The organism is Gordonia sp. GONU, assembly GCF_024733855.1.
In the GTDB taxonomy this organism is placed as follows: domain Bacteria; phylum Actinomycetota; class Actinomycetes; order Mycobacteriales; family Mycobacteriaceae; genus Gordonia; species Gordonia amicalis.
In genome coordinates this window covers 109,236-121,927 of sequence record NZ_JANRHB010000003.1, presented here as the reverse complement: position 1 = coordinate 121,927, position 12,692 = coordinate 109,236, and the positions used below count along the sequence as shown (strand labels likewise).

At 67.9% G+C, this 12,692-nt stretch carries 2 protein-coding genes (1 of these 2 only partly in view); both read right to left on the bottom strand.

Translation table 11 applies throughout. From position 1 onward, the window contains the following. Positions 1-4,560, bottom strand: partial view of a non-ribosomal peptide synthase/polyketide synthase gene (locus NWF34_RS04190; protein ID WP_375295620.1) — the 5' end (the start) only. Its footprint begins 23,721 nt before the window's first position; only the first 4,560 of its 28,281 coding nucleotides appear in the window; its start codon is at positions 4,558-4,560; its stop codon lies beyond the left edge, outside the window. Next, positions 4,557-12,692, bottom strand: a complete 8,136-nt coding sequence (locus NWF34_RS04185) for an amino acid adenylation domain-containing protein (RefSeq protein ID WP_258324279.1) — start codon at positions 12,690-12,692, stop codon at positions 4,557-4,559. The genes NWF34_RS04190 and NWF34_RS04185 overlap by 4 nt, the downstream gene beginning before the upstream one ends.

The following is a 12,692-nucleotide window of genomic DNA, read 5'->3' as shown; positions in this document are numbered from 1 at the left end:
ACGTAGACGGGAGTCGAGGATGCGGGCCGTGAGACCGGGCGCGGGACGGCCGATCGTGACGACGTCCACCGGTTCGGAGAACGTGCGGACCGTCGCGTCGACGGTCATCTCGGTGGGACCGTACTGATTGACGATCACCGCACGCGGTGCCGCGGCGAGAGTCTGCTGGGTCAGTGCCGGGGTCAGCGCCTCACCACCGGTGAAGACCTGGCGCACCGACTGCAGAGAGGCAGGGGCGTCGAAGGTCTCGTCGAGGAAGACGGCGAGCAGCGAGGGGACGAACTGGACGCTGGTCACCTGCTGGTCGGCGATCACGCGGGCCAGGTGCGCCGGGTCCCGGTGACCGTCCGGGGCAGCGAGAACTGCTCGCGCGCCGGCGATGAAGGGCCAGAACAACTCCCACACCGAGGCATCGAAGGTGTACGGCGTCTTGACGAGCACACGTTCCTGCGCGGGATCGCCGACGTGCGCCCCGAACCAGCCCAGCATCGCGTTCAGGCCGCGGTGGGTGACGGTGACACCCTTGGGTCGCCCGGTCGAGCCGGAGGTGAACAACGTGTAGGCCGGGCTGTCGAGGTGCGGCGCCGCGCGCCGCCGAGCGGCGGCGGGGGCCGGTTCCGACGCCGCGAGGGACACGGGGTCGACGGTGATGACGGTGACGGTGTCATCGAGATCGGCGACCACGGCGGGCGCCTCGCTCGCGACCACCATGATCTCCGCGCCCGACATCGCGAGCTGGTGACGGACGACGTCCGCCGGTGCCTCGGGATCGACGGGCACGTGGTGTCCACCGGCGAGCACGCTGCCGTGGACGGCGACGAGCATCTCGACCGAACGCGGAACACAAACGGCGACAGCCACATCGGGGCCGACACCGGCGTCGGTCAGGACATCGGCGAAGGCGTTCACCAATGCGCCGTACTCGGCGAAGTTCAGTTCACGACCGCCGTCGTGGACGGCGACCCGGGTCGCGTTCGTCACGAACGACTCGGCCAGGGCCTCCGCGACGGTGCGGACCGGGACCTCGAGTCGCGGTCCGGTCGTCCACGACTCGAGCAGCTGCGATTCGGCGCTCGTGACGAGGTGGATGTCGCCCACGACCGCGCCCGGCCGGGCGGTCAGTTCGTCGAGGACACGCACGAACCGGTCGGCGAAACCGCGAACCGAATCCGCGTCGTAGATGTCGGTGGCGTACACCACCGAACCCGTCCAGGTGTCGCCGTTGTCGGCGATCCCGACGGTGAGATCGACCTTCGCGGCGATGTCGTGCGGCTCGACCGGGGTGACGTGCAGTCCGCCGCTCTCCCCCACCGTCAAGGTCTCCGAGGCCAATTCGGCGATCGCGGACTGATCGAAGGACAGCCAGACCTGCGCCAGCGGTGCGTACGCCTCGGTGCGTACGGGATTGACCCGTTCGACGACGGCCTCGAACGGGATGTCCGCGTTGGCGAATGCCTCGAGATCGGTCCGGCGCACCTGGTCGAGCAACTGCTCGAAGGTCTGCCGTGCGTCGGTGTCGGTCCGGAGGATCAGCGTGTTGACGAACATGCCGACCATCGGGTCGAGGATCGACTGCCCACGGCCTGCGATCGGGGTGCCGACGGTGATGTCCTCGCCGGCCGACAGTTTGCTCAGCAGCACCGCCAGCGCCGCGTGGGCGACCATGAACGGGCTCGCACCGTGGTCACGGGCGATCCGCGAGACGCGCTCCGAGATCTCCTGCGGGACGACGAATTCGATACGGGCGCCGCGCAGTGAGGCGACGGCCGGACGCGGCCGGTCGGTCGGCAGGTCGAGGACATCGGGGGCGCCGTCGAGCTGGCGTGCCCAGTACTCCAACTGGGCACCGATCATCGACGTCTCGTCGGTGGCCGAACCGAGCACGTCCTGCTGCCACAGGGCGACATCGGCCATCTGCACCGGAAGCGGCGCGAACTGCGGCGGCGCACCGGCGACGCGCGCGGTGTACGCCGTGATCAGGTCCGTGACCAGTGGTGCGAGCGATTCGCCGTCGCAGGCGATGTGGTGGGCCACCAGACCCAGGACCGCCTCGGATTCCGACAACCGTGCCAGTCCTACTCGAACCGGCAGTTCGGCGACGAGATCGAATCCGGTCAGCATCAACTCCGGCAGGTCGCCCTCGGAGACCGATCGCCAGTCGAGCATCACCTCCGCGGCATCGGTGTCGTGTACCAGCTGATGGGCGTCACCATCGATCTCCGGGTACGTGGTCCGCAGCACCTCGTGACGCGCCATGACGTCGAGCAGTGCGCGCCGGAGCGCCTCGGCGTCGACGTCGCCGGACAACCGGAGCACCATCGGGATGTTGTAGGCAGGCGACGCCGGATCGAACCGGTTGATGAACCACATCCGTTGCTGGGCAAGGGAAAGCGGAATTCGCGCGGGGCGGTCGGCCACCGGCTCGATCGGGGGCAGTGCCGGCATCTTGGATCCGGCGGCCTCCGCGAGGTCGCGGATGGTCGGTGCGTCGAACAGATCGCGCACGGTCAGGTCGACGCCCAGCGACTCGGTGGCGCGGCCCACGATCCGGGCGGCGAGTAGCGAGTTGCCGCCGACGTCGAACACCGACTCGACGACGCTGATGTCCTCGAGTCCGAGGACATCGACGAAGATCTCCTTGAGAGCCGCTTCGGTGTCGTTCGCCGGTGCGATGAACTCCGTCGTCGCGGCAAGTCGGGGGCGTGGCAGCGACTTACGGTCCAGCTTGCCGTTCTGGGTCAGTGGTATCCGCTCGAGCGACACCACCACATCCGGGACCATGTACTCGGGTACGGCGATGGCCACCCGGCGGCGAACCGCCTGCTCGTCGATCTCGACACCGGGTTCGGCGACCACGTAACCGGCGAGGATCTCGCCGCGCTCGGGCAGCTCGACGACGTGCGCGGCCGCCGCGGCGACACCCTCGACGCCGAGGAGTGCGGCCTCGATCTCGCCGTACTCGATACGGAACCCGCGCAGCTGCACCTGGGCGTCGCCGCGGCCGAGGTATTCGATGTCGTCGCCGACGCGGCGCGCGAGGTCGCCGGTGCGGTACATGCGGCTGCCCGTGGCAGCGGCATCCGCGAACGGGTTGGCGACGAAGCGGGTTGCGGTGAGCCCGTACCGTTCCCGGTAACCCTGTGCGAGCTGGTCACCGGTCACATAGATCTCACCGATGACCCCTTCGGGCACCGGGCGCAACCGTGAGTCGAGGATGTGGATCTCGAGATCGGACAGTGGACGGCCGATGAACGACGCATCTCCCGCCGACACCGATTCACGGTCGAGCGGCCGGTAGCTGACGTGCACCGTGGTCTCGGTGATGCCGTACATGTTGACCAGCTGGGCGCGGTCGTCCGGGTTGTCGTCGAACCAACGCCGTACCTGCTCGAAACTCAGTGCCTCGCCACCGAATACGACATAACGAAGGTCGAGTTCGGCGCGACGGCGACGCTGTGCGGCGATGAGCTGGTAGAACGCCGAGGGCGTCTGGCTGAGCACGGTGACGCCGCGATCGACGAGCAGCTCCAGGAAGGCGTCGGGATCTCGGGTCGTGTCCTGGTCGACAACGACCACGTGACCGCCCGTGATCAAGGGTCCCCAGAGTTCCCACACCGAGAAATCGAAGGCGTAGCTGTGGAAGAGGGTCCACACATCCGTCTCACCGAACGTGAATTCCTCGGCCGCGGCCTTCATCAGGGCGACGACCTCGTGATGGGAGACGACGACGCCCTTGGGCCTACCCGTCGAGCCCGAGGTGTAGATCAGGTAGGCGGGCAGGCGGTCGTCGAGAACCGCGGGCGCGTCATCTCCCTCCGGTCCCCGCGGATTCGCGGCGACGATGTCGGCGGGTGCCGCGAACCGGGTGTCGATCTCGGCCCAGGTGTGCGCGATGTCCTCGTCGGCGAGCACCAGCAGAGGCTGCGCGTCGTCGACGATCGACGCGGCACGGGCGACCGGCTGCGATCGATCGAGCGGGAGGTAGGCCGCTCCGGTCTTCAGGATGGCCAGCAGGGCGACGACCAGTTCGGTCCGCCGGGCCAGTGCGACGCCGACGAGCTCGCCGGGAGCGGCGCCCGCCGCCCGCAGGCCGCGCGCCAGCTCGTCGGTGCGCTCGTCGAGTTCGCGGTAGGTCAGCGGCGTCCCGGCGGAATCACTGACGGCCGGCCGGTCACCGTGCCGGGTGACGGCGGACCGGAACAGTCCGGTGATCGAACCGAGGTCGGGGCTGCCGACGAGTTCGAGAGCACGGGCGCGCATGTGCGCGACGGCGTGGCGGGTGGCGTCGGCGATGTCGGCCGGTGACCGTCCCGCAGCCGCCTCGGTCTGGGTGACGCCGGCACCGACCGCGGCCTCGGTGTCGAGGCCCTGGGCGGCGAAGATCCCGGCCGTGGTCGAGACACGGCTGTAGAGCTCACCGAAGGTGACCGGACCGGACGCCGACTCATAGGCAGTCTGAGCGGGCGCGACGCTGGCCGCGAAAGCGATCAGGTGAAGTGTCGAAGGCCGCGAGCCCCAGGTGAGAGAGATGTCAGAGGCTGTTGATTCGACATCGGTCACGTCTGGGTCATTCCTTCGGTCGGCGGAAAGGCATCGTTGCCGTGCGGAACGCCACCGCCGGCAAAGGACTCGATCGCGGTCGCGGCGTTGGTGCGGAGCCCGGCGAGCACCTCACCGAGTGCATCCGGGGAGGACGCCGCCAGGCCGGGCATGAGGCTCATCAGTGCGGTGGCCAGCGCAGAATCCGGATCCGGGAGCGCGGCGGCCATGGCATCGCACATCGAGGACAGGACCGCGAAGGTCACCTCGGTGCCGCTGTGCGCAGCCGCCACGGCGTCGGGCGCGGCGACGGAGGCGCGGGCGACCAGGTCGGGCAGCGGGATGGTGGTCTCGGAGCGGACCGCCGACTGCGATGCAGCGTCTTCGTCAGCGGTGGCGATGGTGATGTCGCCGACCAGCGCCTGGGGATTCTCCGCGACCTCTTCGAGGACGCGCAGGTAGCGCTGGGCGTAGGTCTCGACGGTGCCCTTGGTGAAGACATCAGCCGCGTAGATCAACTGGCCCGTCATAGAATCAGTGTCCTTTGCTGCAGGTGCGCCGAAGTCGTCGGGGTACAACGTGAGCTGCAAGTCCACCTTGGCTGGGGTCAGCTGCTCGGATATCGGCGCGATCGTCATGTCGTGCATGTCGAGCCTGGGGATGGTGAAGTTCTGGTACGCGAACATCACCTGGTAGATCGGGTTGTAGCTGGTCGGGGGCGAATGAAGAACAGATGACACGATGGTATCGAATGCGATCTCGGCGTTCGCCATGTCCGCCAGGTCCTCGTCACGGACACGATGCAGGAGTTCGGCGAATTTCTCCTCGTCCTGCAGGCGCGTACGCAGGGCCAATGTGTTCACGAACATGCCGATCACACCGTCGAGTTCGGGCTGGCCGCGTCCCGCGAACGGAGTACCGATCACGATGTCGCGCTGGGTGGTGAGACGACTCAGAAGGACCACCAGTGCGGTCTGCATCACCATGAACAGGGTGGCGTTGTTGTGCCGGGCGACCGTGTCGAGTTTGCGGACCAGCGCCCCGTCGATCTCGAAGCGCACCTCGCCGCCGCTGAAGGACGGCGTGCGGGGTCGGGCGTGGTCGGTCGGTAGCTCGAGTCGGGCGGGCGCGTTCCGTAGGCGATCGACCCAGTACGCGAGCTGCCGGTCGGCTTCGGTGGTGTCGTCGGGACCCATGACCGCGAGCGACTCGAGCTGCCAGAGCGTGTAGTCGAGGTACTGGACCTCGAGCGGAGCCCAGCCGGGCCGCTGCCCGGCCACGCGGGCCGAGTACGCCGTCATCACGTCACCGGCCAGCGGCAGCATCGACGCACCGTCGGCGGAGATGTGGTGGACGACGAACACGAGGATGTGCTCCTCGGCGGTCAACCGGAGCAGCACCATCCGCAGCGGCGGCGCCGCCGTCACGTCGAATCCACGACCGGTGAATTCGGCGATCACCGGGATCGGGTCACCCTCGACGTCGACGACACTCCGTTCGAGCAGTTCGAGGGCCGCGCTCGTCTCGAGGACCACCTGCATGGGTTCGCCGTCGACCAGCGGGTACCTGGTGCGCAGCGACTCGTGACGCTCGACGAGGTCCTCGATCGCCGCACGGATCGCAGTCGTGTCGAGCCGCCCAGACAGACGCAGAGCCATCGCCACGTTGTACGCAGGCGAGGCGGGGTCGGCGCGGTTGATCAGCCACATGCCCCGCTGCACCGGCGACAACGGCGCGGTGTGGCCGCCGTGCCGAGGTGCGAGCCGCGGACGGCGAGACGGCGCGCCGTGTTCGGCGAAGGCGGCCATCTGACGTACCGACGGGGCGTCGAAGACCGCGACGACCGGGATCTCGACCTGGAGTTCCGACGACACCCGCGCGGCCACCTTGGTGGCGGACAGCGAGTTGCCGCCGAGGTCGAAGAACGATTCGGTGACGCTGATCTGATCCACGCCGAGGACATCGGCGAAGACGTCGGCGATCGCGTGTTCGGTGTCGGTGGCCGGGGGCACGAACTCGGCGGCCTCGATCACCGGCTCCGGCAACGCTTTGCGGTCGACCTTGCCCGCGGAGTTCAGCGGCATCTGCGCCAGCGGCATCCAGATCGTCGGCACCATGTACTCCGGCACCAACCCGGTCAGATGAGCTTGCGCGACATCCGGTTCCACGGTGTCGGGCGAGTAATAGGCGACCAGACTCTGACCGGCCCGGAGGTCGGCCACGGTCGCAGCCGCATGCACGATGGCCGGAACCGACATGAGGGCGGCCTCGATCTCGCCGAGCTCCAGACGCTGACCGCGCAACTTGACCTGGAAGTCGTTGCGCCCGAGGTACTCGATACCGCCCGCAGAGTTCCACCTCACCAGGTCGCCGGTGCGGTAGAGCCGGTCGCCGGGTTCGCCGAACGGGTCCGCGACGAAGCGCTCGGCGGTCAGCCGGCCCTGGGCCGCGTAGCCGCGCGCGAGTTGCACGCCGCCGAGATACAGCTCGCCCGGGACGCCGATGGGCACGGGACGCAGGTGAGAGTCGAGGATCCGGGTGGTCGTGTTCCACACGGGCCGTCCGATCGGGACCGTGGTCTCCCCCGGCGCGACGGTGTGTTCGGTGACGTCGACCGCGGCCTCGGTGGGCCCGTAGAGGTTGTGGAGTCCGATCTCGGGGAGCGCCGCGATCACGGCCTGCGCGGTCGTCACCGTCAGCGCCTCACCCGAGGTGAACATGAGTCGCAGCGTCGTGAGGTCCGCGAGGGCGTCGCCGAGGACGTCGACGAACGTCGACAGCATCGACGGAACGAAGTGAACCGTGGTGACCCGGTGCCGGTCGATGAGGTCGGCCAGGTATCGGGGATCGCCGTGCCGCCCGGGTTCGGCGATCACGAGTCGAGCGCCGGTCATCAACGGCCAGAACAGTTCCCACACCGAGACGTCGAAGGTGACCGGCGTCTTCTGGAGTACCGTGTCCGCCGCTGACAGCGGATGTCCGTCGTGCATCCAGGCCAACCGGTTCACCAGCGCCTCGTGCGAGACCGTCACCCCCTTGGGCCGACCGGTGGAGCCCGAGGTGAAGAGCGTGTAGACGGCATGGTCGGGACGCAGGACTCCCGGGCGTTCGGACGCGGAGAGCGGTGGGGTCGACAGGTCGACATCGGCGTCGGCGTCCACGGTCACGACGTTCACCCGGTTGCCGAGGTCGGCCACCATCGACGGGAGTACCCCGGGACCGACGACGATCACCTCTGCCCCGGCGGTCGCCACCATGTACTCACCGCGCTCGATCGGTGCCTCGGTATCGATCGGGACATAGTGACCACCCGCCGCGGCGATCGCATGGATGGCCACGAGCAACTCCACCGAGCGCGGAACACACACCGCGACTGCGACATCCGGGCCGACACCGGCAGAGATCAACGAACGGGCGAGGACCGCGACGCGGGCGCCGAACTCGCCGTAGGTCACCGTCCGGTCACCGAAGACCAGAGCGGGCGCATCCGGCGCGGCGCGGACCTGATCGGCCACGGCGTCCGGGATCAGTTGCGGCGACACCTCGACGGACGGGCCGGCCGACCACTCCTCGACGCGGGCCAGTTCACTCGCGGGGAAACGGAACACGTCGGCGACCCGCGCCGAGGCGGTGGCCTCCTGTGAGCCGGCCAAGGCATCGAGAACCTCGTGGAAGTAGCGGGCGAATCGTTCGATCGTCGTGCGGTCGAAGAGATCCTCGGCGTACGTGAAGCTGATCGAGACCTTGTCCGCGTGAGGACCGCTGTCGCCGAAATCGACCACACTCAGCGAGAGGTCGTACTTGGCGAACGGGGTACGTGCGTCGATCAGGTCGAGTTCGGGTTCGGAGTCGAGCAGCTGCTCGACCTGGTCGTGCTGGAGCACCAGCTCGACCTGGAACAGGGGTGAATGCGACCGGGACCGGCGCGCGCCGACGGCGTCTACGACCAGTTCGAACGGGACGTCGGCGTTGCTCAGCGCCTGGGCCCGGGTGTGATGGGCCGACCGCAGCAGTTCCGCGATGGTCGCATCCGGGTCGATACGGGTCCGCAACACCACGGTGTTCACGAACATGCCGATGAGATCGGCGAGTTCGGGTTCGTCGCGACCCGCGATCGCGGTGCCGATGGCGATGTCCCGGGTGTCGGAGACGCGCGACAGCAGCAGTGCGAGGGCGGCGTGGAAGACCGCGAAGATGGTGACCTCGGACTCGGCGGCGACTGCGCGGAGTCGCGCCACCGTCCGGGCGTCGAGCCAGGTGTCGAAGTGCCCGCCCGCGCCGGTGGGCACGGTCGGCCGGGGACGGTCCGCCGGCAAGCTGATGAGCTCCGGCATTCCGTGCAGTTCATTGCGCCAGAACGCGATCTGCTGTCCGGCGAGTGACGACGTGTCGCTCTCGTCCCCCAGCAACTCACGCTGCCACAGGGTGAAGTCGGCGTACTGCACGGGAAGCGGCGACCACACCGGCTCGACGCCGTGTGCGCGCGCGAAGTAAGCGGAGAGCACATCCTTGATGAGCGGCCCCAGCGACGCACCGTCACTGATGATGTGGTGCATCACCAGCACCAGGACATGGTCGGGCTGCCCGTCCTCGTCGATCGTTCGGAGCAGGCGTACCCGGACCGGATAGTCGACGGCGAGATCGAAACCTGCCGATGCCAGTTCGTGGATGGCGGCGTCGACCGCGGACGGTTCCACCTCGTCGACCCCGAACAGACCGGCGGCCGCGGCCTCGGCGACCGGGTGGATCAGCTGGAAGGTCTCGCCGTCGTGGTCCGGGAATGTGGTCCGCAGCGGCTCGTGTCTGGCGACCACGTCCGCGATCGCCGCCGACAGCGCATCGGCATCCACCTCGCGCCCGAGCCGGACGGCACCCGGAACGTTGTATGCGCCACTGGCCGGATCGAGCCGGTTGATGAACCAGACACGATTCTGGGGATAGGACAACGGAATTCGGTCCGGACGGGGCATCGGGGCCAGTTGCCGAACCTGAGCGGCGGCACCCTCGAGCGGCTTGGCCGCCGCGATCAGCGCGCCGACGTCGCGGCTCTCGAAAATGTCGGTGAGACTCACCCCGACGCGACCGACGGTGCGCAGCCGGGATGCCAGACGGGCCGCGACCAGAGAGTCGGCGCCCAGGGTGAAGATGTTGTCGCGCAGGCCGATTCGGTCGACCCCGAGGAGTTCCTCGATCAGTCCGACGACCTTGACCTCGAGCGGGGTCGACGGCGGGACGTAGGGGGTGTCCTCGCTGCGTCCGACCACCGGGGTCGGTAGTGCCTTCCGGTCCAACTTGCCCGAGCTGTTCACCGGGAACCGATCGAGTACGACGACTCCGGCCGGCACCATGTGCGAGGGCAGACGCCGACGGCACCATTCGAGCGCGTCGGCATCCTCGACCCCGTCCGAACCAGCGGTGACGTATGCCACCAGCATGGGCGCGCTCGACAGATCCGTGCGAGCCACGACCACGGCGCCCTCGACGGCCGGCATCTGGCACAGGACCGCCTCGATCTCGCCGAGCTCGACACGCTGACCGCGGATCTTGACCTGGAAGTCGGACCGGCCCAGGTATTCCAGTTCGCCGTCGTGGCTCCACCGTACGAGGTCACCGGTCCGGTACATGAGGTGACCACGCTTGGGTGAATACGGATTGGCAACGAATCTGGATGCGGTCAGGTCGGGGCGGCGCACGTAGCCCGACGCGAGCTGACAGCCCGCGAGATACAACTCGCCCGCAACACCCTTGGGCACCGGTCGAAGTGCTGAATCGAGCACGTACACATCGGAGTTCGCCACCGGAGTGCCGATCGGCACGGTCGGATCGGAAGCAGCGACGACATGTTCGGTGATGTCCACCGCCGCCTCGGTGGGGCCGTAGAGGTTGACCAGCTTCGCGTCGGACTGTTCGAGGACACGATCGGCGAGCTGGCGGCCGAGCGCTTCTCCGGAGGTGAAGATCTGCCGGACGGATTCCCCGAAGGCACGACTGCGTCCGGCGGCGTGGGCGACGTCGACGTAGGCGTGCAGCATCGACGGCACGAAGTGCAGCACACTGATCCGGCGATCCTCGATGAGCCGGGAGAGGTAGTCGGGGTCCCGGTGGCCACCGGGATCGGCGATCACCATCGATGCGCCGATCTGCAGCGGCCACAGGAGTTCCCAGACGGATACATCGAAGGTGAACGGCGTCTTGTAGAGCACGACGTCAGCGGGTGAGATCGGGTGGTTGCGCTGCATCCAGGCCAGGCGGTTGATGACCGCCTCGGCGCGCACCTCGACCCCCTTGGGGGTTCCGGTGGAACCGGAGGTGAAGATCACATAGGCCGGCATGTCCGGCACCTTCGGGCGCGACACCGGACCACTCGGGCGACCGGGCACTCCGCTGCCGGCGTCGAAGCCGACCCGCTCCAGATACTCCTCGTCGATCACGAGAGCCGGCTGGGCGGTGTCGACGATGTGCCAGCGCCGTTCGTCGGGCTGGGTCGGGTCCACCGGAACATAGGCCGCACCGGCAGTCATCACGGCGTAGATCGAACTCACTTGCGCCACACCACGATCCAGCGCGACGACAACCCGGTCACCGGGACGCACACCGTCGGCGATCAACTGGTGGGCCAGCTGATTTCGCAGCACGTCGAAGTCACGGTAGGTCCATTGCCGATCACCGGAGACCAGCGCGACCGCGTCGGGCACCTCGAGTGCGCGAGCGGCGAAGGCGTCGAGTACGTCGCCGTCCAGGGGCCAGTCCACGCGCTCCCCCGTGCCCATGCGGAGCAACGCGGTGCCCTCACCGGGCAGCAGCAACTCGATGTCGGCGACGCGCGCGTCGACATCGTCGATGAAGCGCCGCAGGAAGGCGAGGAAATGCCGGTGATGAGCGGCCATCTGCGCCGAGCTGTACAGATGCGGATTGCCGTGCAGGTCGACGACCAGAGGCGCACCGGGGCTGGACTGGTACAGGTTGATCAGCAGGTCTTCGAGAATGCCGGACGTGAGAATCCGGTACTCCATCGAGGTGCCGTCGATCGCGACGTCATCATCGAAGAAGACCATGTTGATGGTCGGACCGAAGGAGACCGAACTCCCGTCGAGACCGGCATCCCGGCGGATGTCGTCGGAACGATACCGCTGGTGGCGCAGCGCGCCCGTCAGTTCGAGCTGCGCAGATCGGATGAGGTCGCGACCGGAGTGCTGGGAGACGTCACGCAGGCGAATCGGGAGGATGTTGGACAGCATGCCGCCCGCCGCCTTGATCTTCGCGGTCGCGCGGCCGGTCACCGGCAGGCTCATGACGATGTCGTCGGTCCCCGCCATACGGGACAGGAAGGCCCCGAAGGCCGCGGTCAGCACCACCGCGATCGAGCTGTTGAGGTCAGTGGCGATCGCTTCGAGCCGCGCTTGCAGCGCCGGCGCGAGCTCGTCGCCGACGACGACGTTGTCGAAGGACAGCGGCGCGGACGGGACGGATGTGGACAAGGTGACCCGTTCGGGCAGATCGGTCACCCGCTCCAGCCAGTGCTCACGGTCCGTGTCGCGACGTGAGCTGGTGCGGTAGGCGTCCTCGTACGCGACGATGTCGGCCATCGTGGCCGGCAGCTTGTCGTGCGGCTGCTCGCCGCGTCGAAGCGCGTTGTAGCGGTCGACGGTGCGTCGCATGATGGACAGCGCCGCGTAGCCGTCGATGATGATGTGGTGCGCGCGGTTGTACCAGAAGGTGCGATCGTCGGCGACCTTGATGATCGTGATGACGATGTACTGATCGATCAGCAGGTCGACCGGACGGCGGTACTCCTGCTGCATCCACGCCAGGGCCGCAGCCTCGGGGTCTGGCTCATGACGCAAGTCGAGGATGTCGACCTGCTGGTCGAAATCCAGATCGACGTACTGAACCGGAACGCCGTCGACTTCGGCCAGTCGGACGTACGGCGACTCGACCAGTTTGCCGACCTCGACGCAGCAACGGGCGAGCAGGTCGTAGTCGAGCGCACCGGACTCGTGCCGGATGTCGACGTACTGGGCGATGTTCACCGAATAGTCGGAGGAAAGCGACTCGGCAAACCACATGCCGCGCTGCGCCGCAGTGAGAGGAAGGACGTCGTCTGTCCCATCCACGTCACCCGACGTATTCACGCGGAAATTGGCGATTGCCAC